The sequence below is a fragment of the Streptomyces sp. NBC_01717 genome (assembly GCF_036248255.1).
In the GTDB taxonomy this organism is placed as follows: domain Bacteria; phylum Actinomycetota; class Actinomycetes; order Streptomycetales; family Streptomycetaceae; genus Streptomyces.
Genome location: NZ_CP109178.1, coordinates 5172103 through 5189559, shown reverse-complemented (window position 1 = coordinate 5189559; position 17457 = coordinate 5172103). Strand labels below are relative to the sequence as shown.

The following is a 17457-nucleotide window of genomic DNA, read 5'->3' as shown; positions in this document are numbered from 1 at the left end:
TGTGGGGGACACGCCATCGGCTCTAAAGAACCGCAACGGCACACCGACTGCGACGACCTCCGGGACTTCGGACCTCCCCGGAACGAACAGCGCCGTGCGAACAGGAGATCCGAACCCGTACCAGCGCTCACGGTGCCCGACATTCGCCCTGCCATCTCGGCGGCTTGCGGTGTCGGGTCGCCGCGGTCGCTCGTACCCACGACCGACCCACCAGACGGCGCGCGGCCCCGGTGTTGGAGCACCGGGGCCGCTGTTTGGGCCGTTCCACCGTCTAAGGAGTTCACGACCCATGAAGACCATCGTTGCTGGTCACGAAGCTGTTACCGCGACCGAGTTCGCTGAGCTGGCGTTGGGAATCGACCTGGAGCTGTTCACCGGTTCGGCCACGGAGTCTGCGATGGACCGGGCGGCCCGCCTGGACGTGGCGCACGAGGTTCTCACAGAGCTGCGCGAGAGTGACCCGGAGACCGCGGCGTACGCGGAGAGCCTGCTGCGGACGCTCCCGCTGAAGCAGCCGCGCCCGTCCGGCCGGCGTCCGCGCCGTGCGGTCCGCCGCCCGGCGAAGGGCTGCACCGCTCGTACGGCGGTCGCCGTATGAGCGCCCCACCTGCTGGCCTGTGGGCATGGTGGCTGCGCCACGGCGGTGCGCTGCTGGTCGCAGCGTGCGTCGTGTCGTGGCTGGTGCCGTTGCCGGCGTGGGCCCGGTTCCTGTGGAACCTGCTCGTGGCGGCCGGCTGCTTCCACCTGATGGCCCTGCACCGGGCGCACCGCTTCCGCGGTGGGGACGGGGGCCGCGATGAGGCGTAAGACGAGCCCGGCCGAGCAGATCGCCGCACTACAGGGCCTGCAATCGGGCCTGACGAAGGTGCTCGTGGCGGTCGCGGTGGTCGCGCTCGCGTTCACCGCGACGAACGTGACGCTGTTCGCGATCGACCACCACATCAGCGTGTGGATCGCCTGGCTGCTCGACCCCATGGTCGCGGTCGCCCTCGGGGCCGTCCTGATCGTGGACGGCCGGTTGTCGGAGCACGGGGTGCAGCCGTCCGGCTGGGCCACGGGACTCCGCTGGTTCGCCGGTCTGGGCACGTGGTTGATGAACTGCTGGGCCTCTCTCTGGCCCGCGGGCACTGCCTTTGGTGTCCCGCGGGAAGTGGACCCGGCCGGTCTCGTCCTCCACTCGATTCCACCGGTCCTCCTCATCGTTCTCGCTGAGGCGATCACGTTCTACCGGCGCGCGATCCTTGATCGAATCACTGTCCTGCGTGACCAGGTGGACACCGTGGTGGAACGGGTGGAAGCCCCTCCCGTCCACCCCGCTTCCACCCCGGCATCCACCCCACCCGCCCTCATTGCCCCGGCTGCGCCGGCGGTGTCCGGTCGGAAGGCGTCGCCGCTGGTCATCTGCGGTGGACACCGGGTGTTCCCCCTCACCGTTCCACCCGCTTCCACCCAGGGTGGTGGGAACGGGCGGGAGGTGGTGAAGCTGCCTGCCGATGAGGCTGCCCGGATCATCCGGGAGTGCTGGGTGGAAGGCGTCACCATCCCCGCGGCGGCGGTACGTTCCACCCGTTCCACCTCCTACGTCCACAAGGTCTACAAGCAGCTCGAAGAGGACGGCGTGACCCGCCGCCCGCACCTCGTTCCGGTACCGGACGCGGCGCGGGTGACGCTCTGATGACCACCGTCCCCGACTACCGGTGGCGCATGGCCCCCGAGGGTCTGGCGACCCGTCGGCAGCTTCGTGAGATGGGGCTGCGACCCGGCGGACAAGACGTCGCCGCCGAACTCCACAAGCCCCGCCGGCGTCGCGGGCCGCTGGTCGCCTACCTCTACCGCATCGACCGGGCCAAGCCCGTTCGCCCGATGACCCCGGCCCGTACCGCTGCGCTCGCCAAGGCGATGCGGGCGCGCCGGACCTGCCCCAACTGCCGCACGGACGCCGGGTACTGCATCCCGCGGTCGCTCGGCATGTGCGTCACCTGCGATGACATCCGAAGGGAGCGTTCAGCATGACGGAACTCAGCACCGAACCGATGGTGACCGACAACCAGCCCGCACCGACCACACCCCCCCAGGCCGACCCCACTCCGGCACCGGCCGAGGTGACCGTGGAGCACACGGCGGGTGGTTGGCCCGTGGTCCCGATCGCGATGACCGGCGCCAACTCCACCGTGACGGCGCTGGCCGCGGCTGCTCTGGCCGGCGGACCCATCGCCGCCGCGGTCGCCGCGACCGGCGCATGCATCCTCGGTGTCGCCGCCGCAACCCGCAACCACCGAGCCCACCGCAAGCACGCCACCGGCCGCACCAACCGTCCCGCGACGCCGCACAGCCCTGGCCGGACAGGTCGCGGAACGGGCGGTGTGCACAGCGCGTCCTCCCGCGGAACGAGCGGTCGATCCGCGAAGCACGCAGGTCGCGGCACCTCGCGCACCAGTTCCACCCCAGGCGTGCCGCACCAGCGCAAGACCACCAGCAATCGGCCAGGGAAGGCCACCGGTCACACCTCCGGGAAGCCCACTCGACAGCACGGTGCGGGGCGTGCGGGACAGGTCAAGGCGCTGCGGGCGTCAGCCCGGCAGGCGGCCCCGTCACGGGCGGCCCGGCGGGCCGAGACGACCGGGTCGCGGCGTGCCGTGGCGGATGCCCGCCGGGGCGCGAGGACGGCAGCGCGGTCGGCGTCCATGGCCCGTAGGGGGGCGATCGGCCGGTCCGTGGGCAAGGCCGCGGGTCGGGTCGGTGCGGCCAAGGGTGCGGTGATCGACCGCAACCGGGCCGCGCGGGACCGAAGGGCGACCGACCAGATCGCCGGACAGCAGAGCGCGGTCCGCAAGGCCCCTGCCCGGAAGAAGGCACGTAAGGCGCTGTGGCGGTCTGCCGCCCGGTTCCAGGGCCGCCGACTGCGCGCCGCCCTGCTCGCCGGGGCTTTGGGCCTGGTCGGCATGCTCACCACCCCGCTGGGCCGGAAGCTCGGCTGGGCCTGGCTGCAGTACCCGGGCCGCCGCGTCTACGCCCGCCTCACCCACACGGCCAAGGAACAGCGCCACCAGCGGGACGACGCGATACGCGCCGCCCTGCAGGACGACGAAGCCGCCGCCGACACGGAAGCGGCCGAGAACACCGACCAGATCAGCGCCACGGCCGAACGCCCCACTGGGCCGACGCCGGCAGCACCCACCACCGTGAGTGAGGGAGAGAACGTGTCTGGTTTCCGGTTCGAGGAGTACGCGGCGGAGATGGAATCCGCAGCTGGGCAGTACGACCCCGAGAACGCCATGGAGATCCTGGCCATGGTCGAAGGGCTCCCGGCCGCGCTGACGAGCGTGGCGAACGTGATGAAAGTCCTCGCCGAGCGGGCCGATTCGGAGTTCCCGCTGGAGAAGGACGTCGCGGACGGCTTCAACGACATCTTCGGCGCCGTCATGTCAGCCGTCGCGGTCGCCGAGGACATGGGACCGCTGTTCCGCCAGTCCCACGAGCAGGACATCGCCCGCCACGAGGACCCGCGCAACGGGCCCGACGCCGAGAAGGGCTGGAACGTCTGATCATGACCACCAACACCGCCTCCACTGGGCCGGTGTGGGACTGGGCTGCCGGTCACGGACCCGTGACCGGCGCCTTGTCCGCCACCACCGGATGCCTCGCCGTCGCTACCACCGGAGCCGCCACCGGCATGCCCCCCGGCTGGGCCCTCGCCATCGGCGCCGCCGGCGCGATCGGCCACACCATCAGCAGCCTGCGCGAACGCCTCTCCGCCCGCACCATCGCCATGCGGTCCGCCTCGTGGCTCATCGGAGCCGGGTGGACCACCTGGGCCATGACCACCGGGCCCCTGACCTGGGCCGCCATCGGCTCCCTCGCCACGATCGGCGTGGGCATGGGCGCGGCCGCCCGCTCCACCCTCCTGTACGAGGAGGCACGGGAGTTGGAGGCCATCGCGCAGGCTGAGCGGCAGGTCGCCCGTGAGCTGTCCGCCGAACGGCGGGCGATCGCTGCGGAGTGGGTGGACCGGGTGCAGCGGGTCTGCAACATCACCCTGCGGATCCTCGCGGTGGAGATCTGGCCCACCGGCACCGGCTTCACCATCGACGCCGAACTCCCCCCGGGCGGCACTACCTACGACCGAATCGCGCAGCACTCCGCCGCCCTGTCCGCCGACGCCCGGTTGCCGCACGGTTGCACCGCGGTTGCTTCGCAGGGGATCCATCAGGGCCGGGTCCTGATCGACGTGACCACGGTCAACGTCCTCTCCGAGGAGCGCACCTACCCGTCCGACTACACGCCCCTGTCGATCTACACCGGCATTCCGTGGGGCTACCGCACCAATGCCGAGGAGATCTGCGTCTACCTGCGCGAACAGTGCGCCCTGGTGGTCGGCCCCACCGGGTCCGGCAAGACGAACATGGTCCACGTCATCCTCGCCGGGTTCGCCCGCACCACCGATGTGCTGACCTGGGTGATCGACCTCAACGCCGGATCCGCCGGCCTGCCCTGGGTCCGCCCGGCACTGGACGTGAACGGGGCCCCCGTGGACGGGGTTACGCCCGGCATCGACTGGCTCGCCTCCACCTACGAGGAAGCAGTGCTGATGCTCGATGCGGCCCTGGCGGTCGGGCTGCGCCGCAAGGTCGCCTATCAGGATCTGATGGCGGAGCGGAACACCGACCAGCTCCCCATCAGCGCGAAGATTCCGCAGATCATGCTGGTCGTCGATGAGGGTGCGGAGATCCTGACCAGCACCGACCGGCGCATGAAGGATCTCGCGAAGAAGATCCTCGAAGTCATCCGCATGCTCCGGGCCATGGGCATCCGCACGGTCCTCACGGCGCTGGGTGCCACCGGGTCCGTGCTGGGCAACCTGATGATCCGCCGCGAGGCCAAGGCTCGAGTCTGCCTCACCGGTGGCGAGGTGGAGGGCATGGACCTGAGCAAGGTCTTTCCCGCCTCTCGCGGGCTGCGCGTGGATCAGGCTCCGTATAAGGGTGCTGGGTTCATGGGGACCCCGGAGTCTGCGGCGGCTCTGTTCAAGAACTGGCGGATCTTGCCCAACCAGATCCGCGACATCGTCCTCGCCACCTCCGACATGCACCCCACCCTGGACGGAGTGTCCAGCAAGGCCGCGGGCGATGCCTACGCCTCGCGGTGGGATCCGGAGCGCACGGCATGGATGCGGGACACCACCCACACCCCGGCCGCCGACGCTCCGGCGCAGTCGGTCGGCAGTACCGGCGGGCTGAACCTGTCCGCGCTCCGGGGCGATCGGGAGTCCGCTGAGGAGGCGCTCGCCCGGAAGTTCCGGGAGCAGATCGACGCCGAGTTCGCGACCTTCGCCGACCCCGGGACGAACACCGAGCAGCCGACGTCGGGCGGGCTGAACCTGTCCGCGCTGCAGAACGAGGACAACGCCGCCCGGCAGGTCGCACTCGGCCTGCTGTTCTCCGCTGGACCGGCGGGAACCGGTGCTTCGGCGATCGCCCGAGCTCTCGCCAAGGAGTACGGAACGACGCGGCAGACGGTGGTCGGCTGGCTCAAGACGTGGACTGCGGACGGCACCGCCGTCCGCGTCGGCACCGGCACCAAAGCCCGCTACGTCCACCGCCAACACGCCCCCGACAACCCATCCGAGGACTGAGCGGCTGTCGCTTGTCGCCACCGGTACGAGAAGGGCCCTGGGCGGCTCTGTGCGGGCTGGAAACGGCTTGTGACCTGCAAGGGCGACAAGCGACAAGACAAGACAAGCGACAAGGCACACGACAAGCCAGACGACAAGCGACACGACAAGTCAGCGCGGGCGGCACCCCCTCACACCACGGGGTGCCGCCCTCGCTGCTGAAGGAGCCCCGTCGTGCATGACACCGCGTATGAGATCACCACCCAGCGCCGTCCGGACGACTATCCCGCCTACCTCCCCGCCCCCGAGGGGCGGGTGATGCTGCCCTCGGAGATCCCGCCCGGCGTCCAGATGGTCACCCTGCCCGGCGGGATACGGACCCTCGCGTACACGCAACCGCCCGCGCCGGCCGCACCGTTGGTGCCTGTCGTGCAGCCGATCCCGGCATGGGCCAAGACCACCGCCCTGCTGACGCCGACGATCGGCGGAGGTATCGCCGCCGCGGGAATCGGACTTTCCTACGCAGCCCCGGGACTGATCGCCATGAGCCAAGCCCTCTGGTCCGCCGTTGCCCTCATCGCCGCCGCGGCCATCGGCGTTCCTCTCCTGCTTCGTCTCGGCCGTGCCGCGACCGGCACCGGCACCGGCACCGGCACCACGCACATCACGCAGAACATCACCGCGAGCGGGATGTTCGGCAAGGCCAACGGCACCATCAACCACCGCTAACGGGTGGGGCCATGCCGCTGATCGACTGGCGGGACGCCCGCCACTTCGACGCCTCCCGGAACCTGCCGTGCGTGCTGTGCGGCAAGCCCACCCCCATGCGCTCGCACGACCGCGAGCCGGTCCACAAGGTGTGCGCCGAGGACTGGTGCGACCAGAACCCCAACTCCAACCGCTTCCACAACTGACCGAGGGCGGCCCCCATCTCACGCCAATGATTTGGGGCCGCCCTCGTCTGCCAGTGCTTCTCACAGAACTGGAGACTCCAGCATGACCCAACCGGCCGACATTCGGGGAGAGCGCCTGCATACCGCTCGTTCCCTGGCAGCCTCCGGCGTGCCCGTGCTGCCGTTACGAGCTGGGAAGGTGCCGTTTGGCAACTGCCGCCGCTGCGCCGACAACGCGTGCGGTGGTCGGCCGAACATGAAGATCCCCGGCCCCTGCTCCTGCCCGAACCCGTGCCACGGCTGGGCCGCCGCCACCACCGACCTCGGCGTCATCATCTCGCCGACCTGGGTCCGAGCGTGGCGGGAAGCGGCCGGGGTGGCCTACTACCCCGGAGGTGCCGGCCTCACCGTCGTGGACCTCGACAACGCGGAAGCCGTCGCGTGGGCCCGTGCGACCTTGCCCGCCACACGAACCGTGCCGACGACCCGGGGTGAGCACTGGCTCTACCAGGGCGCCATGCAGTCCAGCAACGCCGTACGGCCCGGCGTGGACATCAAGTCCACGATGGCCTACGCCCGGTGGCTGGGGCCCGGCCTCGGCACCATCACGGCACTGCTGGACGTCGTCCGCGCGCTGGCCGTGAAGGAGGCCCCCACGGTCCGACCGGCGGCCATCACCGTGCCCGCACTGGTCGGGAGCGGGGAGTGCCCCCACCGCACGCCGGCCTATCTGAACCGTGGCATCGCCATGGCAGAGCAGCGCATCACCGAGGCCCGCAGTGCGGTGCACGCCACCGTCTACCGGACGTTCCTCGCCGTGCTGTCCACGCACGCCCGGTGCGGCTGCCTCACCGAGGCCCACATCGCGCGGCTGTTCACGGCCGCGCAGGCCAAGGGCGAATCGCCCCGGCACTGCACCGATGCGTGGACCAACGCCCTGACCAGGTTGGGACTGTGACCATGTCCGACGACGAGAAGAATCCCGCCCGCGAGATCATCGCCGACTACGCGCAGACGCACTTCCGATACTTCCGTACTGCCGAGGGGACCGTGTACGCGCAGCGGAACGGCCACCCCGTGGCCCGGCCGATCCGTTCTCAGGGCACGACGGGCAGCCACCGACAGGAACTCATGGTCGGCCTGTTCAAGGACGGGCGCGGCGTCTTCAACGGGACCGCGCTCAAGGAGGCACTGGACCTGATCGAAGCGTTGGCGCTGTCCGAGGAAGTGCAGCCCGTCCACATCCGCGTCGCCCCCGGCTTCGACGGGGCAACCTGGCTGGACCTGGGTCGTGACGACGGGCAGTCCGTCCGCATCCACCCTTCGGGCTGGGACCTCCTCACCCCCGACCCTCGCGAAGTGTGCTGGCGGCGCACGCAGCTCACGGGGGAACTGCCCCTGCCGGCCAAGGACACCGACGGCAAGGGCATCGATCTTCTGATGCGTCTGTGCAACTTCGCCAACGCGGAGACCGAGTGCCTGGCCATCGCCTGGCTGATCGGCTGCCTCGGTCCGTCTGTGCCCGTGCCCGCGCCGTTCCTCACCGGGCCGCAGGGCGCGGGGAAGTCCACGGGTGGGCGGATGCTCGTGCGGATCATCGAGGGCATGAGCGGTGACCTGCGCCGGGCGCCGAAGGATGAGGAGAACCTGATCGCGGCTGTGGCGGCTGGATGGGTTACGGCCCTGGACAACCTCTCCCACATGACGCCGGACCTGTCCGACGCGATGTGCTGCATCGTGACCGGCGCCGAGAGCGTCAAGCGTGCCCTGTTCACCGACGGGGACGTGTTCCGCGTCGGCTACCGCCGACCCCTGCTGCTGACCGGCATCGACGTCGGCGTCATCCGCCCCGACCTTGCGGAACGGCTCCTGCCGCTGCGCTTGGAGCGGCCCCGCGTCCGGCGCACCGAGGCGGAACTGTGGGCGGAGTACGCGGAGGTTCTGCCTGTCGTTCTTGGCTCGCTTCTGGACCTCACGGTCAAGGTCCGTGCGGCCGAGGCGGAGACCCCCACCGATCTACGGATGGCGGACTTCGCGCACCTCTGCGCGCAGTTCGACACGGCGACCGGCCTCGGGGCGCTCACCGCGTACCGGGCGAGTCTGGACGACCTGAACGACGACGTGATCGAGGGCGATCTCCTCGCGCAGACCGTCCTCAGGCACGCCGACGCCATCGCGCCGAGCGCGGCGCAGCGGATGACGTCCACCGAGTGGCTGCACTGCCTCAGTCGCCTCTACAGCGGCGACGAACTGCGTCCCCTGCCCAAGGGTTGGCCGACCACCGGCAAAGTCCTCTCCGACCGGCTCAAGCGCCTCCAGCCGACGCTGGCCGCTCGCGGCGTCCTCATCGACACGGGCCGCACCAGCGAGGGCCGCTACCTCGAAATGACCCGCCTGACCACCCGGGCCCCGCATCAGCACGAGCCGCTGCTCTGACCCGCGATCCGCACGCTCACCCGGACAAGCAAGAAGAGCACCACCGGCCAGGCGTGCTCCTCTTGCTGTTCGGCGGAACGCCGCCCCAAGGTCGCGCCGCGCAGCGGCTCCTTCTTCACGCTGTGAGGCGCACCGCACTACAACAGACACCCCTCTTTTTTCCTAAGAGGGAAGACGCTGCGTCATCTGCGTCATGCAGGCCGAAAAACGGGCCCTGACCTGCGGCAACAGGCATGACGCGGACGGCGGCCTCTGCGTCATCCTGCGTCATCTGCGTCATCCGATGACGCAGCCCATGACGCACCGATGACGCACGTTCTAGCCGCCGCGTCACGCAAAGCCGCAGGTCAGAAGCCTGAATGACGCTGATGACGCAATGACGCAGAAATCCGAACCTCGGACACACGCGGGCCCAGTTCCCGGGCCCAACTCCCGAAGACAAAGACGACTGCCCAGGAGGCACCCCGGATGAGCACCGCGATTGCCGCCCCCGTCGACCGACTCCTGTACAAGCCGGAAGAGGCTGCCGAGGCCCTCGCCGTCGGCCGGTCAACCGTCTATGAACTGATGGCCGAAGGGGCCCTCAAGTACATCAAGTTGGGCCGTACGCGTCGCATCCGGCGTGCGGATCTCGAAGCGTACGTGGAGAACCTCACCCCGCTGTCCAACTGACCTGAGCACCCCCGAGGCGCCCCGAGCATCCCGCTCGGGGCGCCTCCCTCGTGGAGGAACACATGAGCCCGCGAAGGCCCAACATGGAATCGTCCATCTACTTCGGCACCGATGGCTGGTGGCACGGTCGCGTCACGATGGGCGTGAAGAACGACGGCAGTCCTGACCGCCGCCATCGCCGTGCCAAGGCCGAGCCCGAGATCAAGCGCAAGGTTCGTGAGCTGGAAAGGCTGCGAGATCAGGGCCGTGCGCCGACTGCGGGCCGGAAGCCGACTGTGGCGAAGTGGATGGAGACCTATCTCACCGACATCGCGAGCCTGAAGCTCAAGCCGCGGTCCCTGGACGACTACTGGTCCAAGACCCGTAACGACATCATTCCGGGGGTCGGTCAACACCGGATCGACAAGCTGCGACCCGAGCACCTGGAGCGGATGTACCGGGCCATGCTCGACGCCGGCCACGCTCCCTCCCACGTCGTGAAGGTGCACCGCATCTTGTCGCGGGCTCTGAAGATTGCCCACCGCCGGCGCATCATCGCGGAGAACGTCGCCACCCTCGTGGACCCCCCGAGTGTCGACGAGACGGAGGCCAACCCGTTCACCAAGGAAGAGGCCAAGGCATTCCTCGAAGCAGCCGCGAAGCGGCCCACCTCCATGCGGTGGATCGTGGGCGTCGGCATGGGGTTCCGGCAGGGAGAGACCCTCGGTCTCAGGTGGTCGTACGTGGACCTGGAGGCGGAGCTGTTCCGTCCCGAGTGGCAGCTTCAGCGCCTCACCTGGCGCCACGGCTGTGGCGAGGCTCACGCATGCGGCGCGCGTCTTCATCGCTTCGATCCCTGTCCGCCGGCCTGCACCACGCACAAGGGCTACAAGCGCGGTTGCCCGAAGCCTTGCGCCAAGACGTGCACGAGCCATGCGAGCGCGTGTCCGCAGCGCAAGGGGGGCGGTCTCGTCTTCACGCGCCCCAAGACGAAGAAGAGCCGGAACGCCGTTCCGATTCCACCTGTCTTCATTCCTTTCCTTCACGACCACAAGGCCCGGCAGGAAGCGATGCGGGCCGCAGCGGGCGAGCTGTGGCAGGAGTACGACGTCGTGTTCTCACGGCCGGATGGACGCCCGCTTGACCCACGCGCCGACTACGAAGAGTTCAAGGAACTGCTCGGGGAAGCTGGAATCGACGACCGCCGCCTGTACGACGGCAGTCGCCACACGGCCGGCACGATCCTGAACGAGCTGGGCGTGGACATGCCCACGATCATGGAGATCCTTCGGCATACCCAGATCAGTCAGACGCGGCGGTACGTGAAGGGGCGGTCCCACCTGTCGAAGGACGCCATGAGGCGAATGGGCGAGTTCTTCGTTCCCGCGCCCCCGGAGCCGGATCCTGGCCCCACTGAGACCAGAACTGAGACCGCCGACACTCGCGCGGCCCGCGCTCGACGGCGGCGCCGCATCCAATAAAAGCAAAAGCCCCAGGTCACGGCGAGTGAGTCCTGAGGCTTCTACAGAGCCGCCTTCGGGATTCGAACCCGAGACCTACGCATTACGAGTGCGTTGCTCTGGCCAACTGAGCTAAGGCGGCACGCCCGTCGCACCATGGTGCGATCAGCGGCGTCGCCAAGTCTACACAGTTTCGGAGAGTGCTCCGTACCGCCCTCCCCCGGAGCCGTATCCGCTGGTCAGGGGGGAGGTTCGGCGGATCGGGGAGTCAGGAGCACCTCTTGTCGGCGGCGGGCGGGGTGCCGTCCAGGAGGTACCTGTTGATCGCGGAGTCGATGCAGTCGCTGCCGCGGCCGTACGCCGTGTGGCCGTCACCCTCGTAGGTGAGGAGCCTTCCGGAGGAGAGCTGGCCGGCCAGGGACTGGGCCCACTTGTACGGGGTGGCCGGGTCGCGCGTGGTACCGACCACGACGATCGGGGAAGCACCCTTCGCCTTGATGCTGTGCGGGGCGCCCGTGGCGCCGACGGGCCAGTCGGCGCAGTTCAGGGAGGCCCAGGCGAGAGGCTTGCCGAAGACCGGGGACGCCTTCTCGAAGCTCGGGAGGGCCTGCATGACGGCGCTCGGGCCGGTGAAGGCCGGGGGCGAGTCGAGGCAGTTCACGGCGGCGTTGGCAGCCATCAGGTTCGCGTACTTGCCGTTCGCCTGACGCTCGTAGTAGCTGTCGGCGAGGGCGAGCAGACCGGAACCGTTGCCCCTCTGGGCGCCCGCGATGGCTTCACGGAGCTGAGGCCAGGACGATTCGTCGTACATGGCTGCGACGACGCCCATGGTGGCGAGGGACTCGCCGAGCTTGCGGGTCTCGCCGGTGGGGATGGATTTGGCGTCGAGGTCGGCGAAGAGCTGCTCGAGGTGGGTCGCGGCATCGGCGGTGGAGGTGGTGCCGAGCGGGCAGTCCGACTTCTTCACGCAGTCAGCGGCGAAGGACTGGAATGCGGTCTCGAAGCCCGCGGTCTGGTCGCGGTTCATCTCGATCGACGAGAGCGACGGGTCCATCGCACCGTCGAGGACGAGGCGGCCGGTCCGGGCGGGGAAGAGCTCGGCGTACGTCGCACCCAGGAAGGTGCCGTACGACGCCCCGACGTACGTCAGCTTCTCGTCACCGAGCAGGGACCGCAGGATGTCCATGTCGCGGGCCGCCTCGACGGTGGAGACGTGCGGGAGGATCTTGCCGGAGCGCTGCTCACAGCCGTCCGCGAACTTCTGGAAGGAGTCGCTCAGCTGCGTGACCTCGGCGGTGTCGTCGGGGGTCTGATCGACCTGGGTGTACGCGTCCATCTGCGGTCCGGTGAGGCATTCGACGGGTTCACTGCGGGCGACGCCGCGCGGGTCGACGGCGACCATGTCGTAGCGGGCGCGGACCGGGGCGGGGTAGCCCGCGGCCGCGTAGCTCTGGAGGTATCCGATGGCCGAGCCGCCGGGGCCGCCCGGGTTCACCAGGAGGGAACCGATCCGCTTGCCCGGGCCGGTGGCCTTCTTGCGGGAGACGGCCAGTTTGATGTCGCCGGCGCCGGGCTTCGCGTAGTCGAGCGGCGCCTTCATGGTGGCGCACTGGAAGCCGGAGACGCCGCAGTCCCGCCAGGTCAGATGCTGGGTGTAGTACGGCAGAAGCTCCGTGGGCGCGGCAGGCGCGGAACTCGACGCACTCGTCGTCGAACTGCCGCTGCTGCAGCCGGAGATGAGTAGGCCGGCAGTGCCGAGCAGGGTGCCGAAGGTACGGAGCAGGCGCCTGGTATCCATCCCCGGAGCGTAGCCGCCATGCGCCGACTCGCCCGATTCATTACCCAATCGGGTGAATCGGCGATCCGTGTCGGCGATCCTGCCGGGGCTTCGTGTCAGAAGTCGGCGTCAGCCTGCGCGTAGTGCCATGGTCATCGCCTCCACCGCGAGCAGCGGCGCCACATTGCGGTCCAGAGCCCGGCGGCAGGCGATCACCGCCTCTATCCGGCGCAGGGTGCGCTCGGGTGTGGAGGACCGGGCGATCCGGTCGAGTGCGTCCCGGACATCGACGTTGGAGAGCGCGATCTGCGAACCCAGCTGAAGCGCAAGTACATCGCGGTAGAAGCCGGTCAGATCGGTGAGCGCCAGATCCAGGCTGTCGCGCTGGGTGCGGGTCTTGCGGCGCTTCTGCTTGTCCTCCAGCTCCTTCATCACCCCCGCCGTACCGCGCGGCATCCGGCCTCCGGCGACCGCGCCGAGCGCGGCCTTCATGTCCTCCGTCTCCTTGACATCAACCTCTTCGGAGACCTGCTTCGCATCGTCGGCAGCGGTGTCGACGAGCTCCTGGGCCGCCTTCAGGCAGCCGCCGATGTCGTCGACCCTGAGCGGGAGCTTGAGCACGGCCGCGCGGCGGGCGCGGGCCTTCTCGTCGGTGGCGAGGCGGCGGGCCCGGCCGATGTGCCCCTGCGTGGCGCGCGCGGCGGACGCGGCCCGCTCCGGATCGATGCCGTCGCGCCGGATCAGTACATCGGCGACGGCGTCGACCGGCGGGGTGCACAGCGTGAGATGACGGCAGCGGGACCGGATGGTGGGCAGCACGTCTTCGAGGGAGGGGGCGCAGAGCAGCCACACGGTGCGGGGCGCGGGCTCCTCGACCGCCTTGAGCAGCACGTTCCCCGCGCCCTCCGTGAGGCGGTCGGCGTCCTCCAGGATGATCACCTGCCAGCGGCCCACGGCCGGCGAGAGCTGGGCGCGGCGGACCAGCTCGCGGGTCTCCTTCACACCGATGGAGAGCAGGTCCGTGCGGACCACCTCGACGTCGGCATGCGTACCGACCAGGCTCGTGTGACAGCCGTCGCAGAAGCCGCACCCCGGCGCGCCGCCCAGGGCGCGGTCCGGGCTGGTGCACTGGAGGGCGGCGGCGAAGGCGCGGGCGGCGGTGGACCGCCCGGAGCCCGGCGGTCCGGTGAACAGCCAGGCGTGAGTCATCCTCGACCCCGGCGGCACCCGCTCCCCCGCAGAGACGGCGGTGACCAGCGCATCGGCGTCCTGGGCGGCGGCGCCGAGCTGATCCTGCACTCGGTCCTGGCCGACCAGGTCGTCCCATACGGACATGGGTCACCGCCCTTCCGGTGGTCGTGTACGGCTCCGGCTTCCCATTGTGGGGGAAGGGTCTGACAATCCCGGCGATCCGGTCCGTCCCCGGGACCCGGGCCGCCGACCGGGGATCCGGCCGGGGCCCGTCAGCGGCTCCGCTCAGCGGCGCGGGCGGCGGCCGCGTCCGGAGGTGCCGGGGTCCTCGTCGTCACCTTCGTGATCGCCGAGCAGCTCGTCCGCCAGCGTCGGCAGATCGTCCAGCGGGGTCTCCTCGGCCCAGTCCGGACGAGGACGCCCACCGCGCGGCCGCCGCTCCTCGGCAGCGTGCGGGGCGGCGTGCGGATCGCTGAACTGCGGCAGCTCCCGGGTTCGCTCGTTCTCCCTCTCCGCCGCGTGCTCGTCACGGAAGATGCCGCGCGGAACCCGGTCCGCCGGGTGCTCGTCACGAGCCTCCCGTACGTCCCTGACCGGCGGAAGCGCAGTCGTCTCGTCCGCGGCGCCCGCAGCGTCCCGTGCCGAAGGACGCTGCGACCGGTCCGACCGCTCGGATCGGTCTGTCGCGTCGGAGATCTTCGGGAGCATCGCCGTCTCGGCCTCGGGCGACGGTGTGGCAACCGGCGACGGCACCGCCTGGGTCACCTCGTTCGGGCCGACCACCGGCGTCGGCACCGTCAGCTCGTTGTCCGGGACGGACGCGGACCCCGCTCGGGCAGCCCCCGCGGCCGACGCCGCCTCGGCCTCCGCCTGCCGCCGGGCCGCCTCGGCCCGCAGCAGAGCCTCCTCGGCCTTGCGCTGCTTCTCCAGCCGCCGCGCCTCGGCCTCCTGGCGGAGCCTGGCCTCCTCCTCGGCCTGCCTGCGCAGCCGGGCCTGCTCGGCCTCGCGGGCCTGCTCCTCGGCCTCCCGCCTGACCCGCTCCTCCTCGGCGATCCTGCGGGCCTCCTCGGCCCGTCGGCGGGCTTCCTCCGCCTGCCGTTCTGCCTCGCGCTGCCGCGCCTCCTCCAGCTCGCGGCGCCGGCGCTCCTCCTCCTCGGCGCGGAGCTTGGCGAGCTGTTCCTGGCGCTCGCGCTCCAGTCGCTCCTCCTCCGCCTTGCGGGCGGCCTCTTCCTCGGCCTTGCGCCGGGCCTCGTCCTCGGCCGCCTTGCGCGCCTCCGCCTGGGCCTTGATCTCGGCCTCGGAGAGCGGCAGGAGCTGGTCGAGCCGGTGGCGTACGACGGTGGTGATCGATTCCGGTTCCTGGCCTGCGTCCACCACCAGATAGCGGGTCGGGTCGGCCGCGGCCAGGGTCAGGAAGCCGGACCGTACCCGGGCGTGGAACTCGGGCGGCTCGGACTCCAGCCGGTCGGGCGCCTCGGTGAACCGTTCCCGCGCGGTCTCCGGGTCGACATCGAGCAGCACCGTCAGATGCGGGACGAGGCCGCTCGTCGCCCACCGCGAGATCCGGGCGATCTCGGTCGGGGAGAGGTCGCGGCCGGCGCCCTGGTAGGCGACGGACGAGTCGATGTAACGGTCGGAGATGACGATCGCGCCGCGCTCCAGCGCCGGACGGACCAGCGAGTCGACGTGCTCGGCACGGTCGGCGGCGTACAGCAGGGCCTCGGCCCGGTTCGAAAGACCGGCCGACGACACGTCGAGCAGGATGGAACGCAGCCGCTTGCCGACCGGGGTCGCCCCCGGCTCACGGGTGACGACGACCTCGTGGCCCTTGGCGCGGATCCACTCGGCGAGCGCCTCGACCTGGGTGGACTTGCCGGCCCCGTCGCCACCCTCCAGGACCAGGAAGAAGCCCGTCGCTGCGGGCGCCACGGCCGGTTCGCCGCCGCGCAGGGCCTCGCGCAGATCGCGGCGCAGCGGCACTCCGGACCGGTCGTCCGTCCTGGCGAGGACGATGGCGGCGACCGGCAGCAGCAGGGCGCCGATGAGCATGAGGGCGAAGGCGGCGCCGCCGTGCGCGAAGACGAAGTCACCTGTGGTCAGCCGGTGCGTGCCGATGGCAGCGGCCAGCAGGGGGCCCCCGACCGCGCCGAGCGCGATCAGGACCCGGACGACGGCCTGGAGGTGCTCGGTGGTCCTGGCCCGGCGGACCTCCTCGGTCTCCTGGTCCACGAGCGTGTGCCCGGTGTAGGCGGCGACACCCGCCGCGTATCCGGCGAGGACCGCGAGGAACACCACGGTCGCCGTGTCCGGCACCAGGCCCATCGCGAGGAGCGCGACCCCGGTGAGGGCCGTGGCGAGGGCGAGCAGCCGCCGCCGCGACAGGGTGGGCAGCACCTTCTCGGCGGTTCGGATGCCGGTCCCGGTGGCGCCGGTCAGGGCGAGGATCAGCAGGGCGAAGGTGACGGGGCCGCCACCGAGGTCGGACGCGTGCAGTACGGCGACCGCGGCCGCGGCGGCGATCGCTCCGGCGACCGCGGCGCAGGCACCGACGATCAGCGGGACGGCGCCGGTACGGCCCTTGTCAGGGCCGTCGGCCGTGGACGGCCGGCGCAGGCCCTCCAGGGGCGAGCGCGGGCGGGGCGTCGGCGAACCGGGCAGCTCGAGGAAGTACAGGGTGGAGATCGAGGCGGAGAACAGCCCGGCCGCGACGTACGAGCCGAGGGCCGCCTGGTGGAAGGAGAACCACTCCAGCCCCGAACCCAGCAGATTGCCGATGAGCGTGGCGATCAGCAGGACGGCCGCCGCGGCGGGAACGGCGGCGAAGTCCGTACGCAGGGAGAGCCGGCGCAGCGCGTCGAGGTGGTCGGGCAGCGGGCGTACCGCGGCGCCCTCCGCGGGCGGGGCGGGCAGCAGCGCGGGCGCGGCGCTCTCCTTGGCGATGGTCCACAGCCGTTCGCCGATGCCGGTGACGAAGACGGTGATGAGGATCATCATGAGCGCCTTGTCGGGCACCCAGTCGATCCACAGCGGTGCGACGACGAGCAGTGCGAGCCGCAGCCCGTCCGCTCCGATCATCAGCCACCGCCGGTCCAGCGGTCCGCCGGGCGCGGTGAGCGTCGTCAGCGGCCCCAGGAGTACGGCTCCGAAGAGGAGCGTGGCAAGGATTCGGGCCCCGAAGACAGCGGCGACGGCAAAGGCCGCCCCGCGGTATCCGGATCCGAATGAGCCCTCGAGGACCGCCGCTTGCAGCGACAGCAGCACCAGCACGAGAAGGGCGAGTGCATCGCCGATTCCGCCGACGAGCTGCGCGCTCCACAACCGCTTCAGCGGGGGAACACGCAACAGGGCTCGTACGGCGCGCTCGCGTGAGTCTGCGGCAAGTGTGTCGGAGGTGGGGCTCACGACCGTTGGCTGCTCGGCTCGCGTCATCCGCCCAGC

Annotated in this window: 15 protein-coding genes and 1 tRNA gene; 12 read left to right on the top strand and 4 right to left on the bottom strand. The window is 70.6% G+C overall.

Annotated elements, in window-relative coordinates; translation table 11 throughout:
* Nucleotides 1-289: 289 nt before the first annotated feature.
* The 12 genes from OHB49_RS23510 (at nucleotide 290) to OHB49_RS23455 (ending at nucleotide 11072) form a co-directional block, all read left to right on the top strand.
* Nucleotides 290-598: a hypothetical protein gene (locus tag OHB49_RS23510; RefSeq protein WP_329162746.1), complete on the top strand. Its 309-nt coding sequence runs from the start codon at nucleotides 290-292 to the stop codon at nucleotides 596-598.
* Nucleotides 595-807, top strand: a complete 213-nt coding sequence (locus OHB49_RS23505) for a hypothetical protein (RefSeq protein WP_329162744.1) — start codon at nucleotides 595-597, stop codon at nucleotides 805-807. The genes OHB49_RS23510 and OHB49_RS23505 overlap by 4 nt, the downstream gene beginning before the upstream one ends.
* Nucleotides 797-1675, top strand: coding sequence for a hypothetical protein (locus OHB49_RS23500; protein ID WP_329162743.1), 879 nt, complete (start codon nucleotides 797-799; stop codon nucleotides 1673-1675). Before OHB49_RS23505 ends, OHB49_RS23500 begins: the two co-directional genes overlap by 11 nt.
* Nucleotides 1675-2013 (top strand): RRQRL motif-containing zinc-binding protein, encoded by a 339-nt coding sequence (locus tag OHB49_RS23495; protein ID WP_329162742.1) that lies wholly within the window; start codon nucleotides 1675-1677, stop codon nucleotides 2011-2013. Before OHB49_RS23500 ends, OHB49_RS23495 begins: the two co-directional genes overlap by 1 nt.
* Nucleotides 2010-3545: a hypothetical protein gene (locus OHB49_RS23490; protein ID WP_329162740.1), complete on the top strand. Its 1536-nt coding sequence runs from the start codon at nucleotides 2010-2012 to the stop codon at nucleotides 3543-3545. Before OHB49_RS23495 ends, OHB49_RS23490 begins: the two co-directional genes overlap by 4 nt.
* Nucleotides 3546-3547: 2 nt before the next feature.
* A complete protein-coding gene (locus OHB49_RS23485) occupies nucleotides 3548-5632 on the top strand; it encodes a hypothetical protein (RefSeq protein WP_329162739.1) in 2085 nt (694 codons plus the stop codon).
* 213 nt (nucleotides 5633-5845) lie between these two features.
* The gene (locus tag OHB49_RS23480) at nucleotides 5846-6340 is read left to right on the top strand and encodes a hypothetical protein (RefSeq protein WP_329162738.1); all 495 of its coding nucleotides are present in this window, start codon (nucleotides 5846-5848) and stop codon (nucleotides 6338-6340) included.
* An 11-nt stretch (nucleotides 6341-6351) separates the two neighbouring features.
* Nucleotides 6352-6525, top strand: a complete 174-nt coding sequence (locus tag OHB49_RS23475) for a hypothetical protein (RefSeq protein ID WP_329162736.1) — start codon at nucleotides 6352-6354, stop codon at nucleotides 6523-6525.
* A gap of 82 nt (nucleotides 6526-6607) precedes the next feature.
* A complete protein-coding gene (locus OHB49_RS23470) occupies nucleotides 6608-7462 on the top strand; it encodes a bifunctional DNA primase/polymerase (protein WP_329162735.1) in 855 nt (284 codons plus the stop codon).
* A gap of 2 nt (nucleotides 7463-7464) precedes the next feature.
* Nucleotides 7465-8940 (top strand): ATP-binding protein, encoded by a 1476-nt coding sequence (locus OHB49_RS23465; RefSeq protein WP_329166594.1) that lies wholly within the window; start codon nucleotides 7465-7467, stop codon nucleotides 8938-8940.
* A 468-nt stretch (nucleotides 8941-9408) separates the two neighbouring features.
* Nucleotides 9409-9612 carry a helix-turn-helix domain-containing protein gene (locus OHB49_RS23460; protein ID WP_329162733.1) on the top strand — a complete coding sequence of 68 codons (204 nt, stop codon included), beginning with the start codon at nucleotides 9409-9411 and terminating at the stop codon, nucleotides 9610-9612.
* Between the two features lie 62 nt (nucleotides 9613-9674).
* Entirely contained in the window at nucleotides 9675-11072 is a 1398-nt protein-coding gene (locus tag OHB49_RS23455) for a tyrosine-type recombinase/integrase (RefSeq protein WP_329162731.1), read from the top strand.
* A gap of 47 nt (nucleotides 11073-11119) precedes the next feature.
* Here OHB49_RS23455 and OHB49_RS23450 read toward each other — a convergent pair.
* The 4 genes from OHB49_RS23450 to tmk all read right to left on the bottom strand — a co-directional run bounded on the left by OHB49_RS23450 (nucleotide 11120) and on the right by tmk (nucleotide 17448).
* A tRNA-Thr gene (locus OHB49_RS23450) sits at nucleotides 11120-11193 on the bottom strand.
* 126 nt (nucleotides 11194-11319) lie between these two features.
* Nucleotides 11320-12849, bottom strand: coding sequence for an alpha/beta hydrolase (locus OHB49_RS23445; RefSeq protein ID WP_030972250.1), 1530 nt, complete (start codon nucleotides 12847-12849; stop codon nucleotides 11320-11322).
* A gap of 108 nt (nucleotides 12850-12957) precedes the next feature.
* Nucleotides 12958-14163, bottom strand: a complete 1206-nt coding sequence (locus OHB49_RS23440) for a DNA polymerase III subunit delta' (RefSeq protein ID WP_329162729.1) — start codon at nucleotides 14161-14163, stop codon at nucleotides 12958-12960.
* Nucleotides 14164-14304: 141 nt separating this feature from the next.
* Complete coding sequence (tmk, locus tag OHB49_RS23435) at nucleotides 14305-17448, bottom strand: dTMP kinase (protein WP_329162727.1); 3144 nt, start codon at nucleotides 17446-17448, stop codon at nucleotides 14305-14307.
* Nucleotides 17449-17457: the final 9 nt, after the last annotated feature.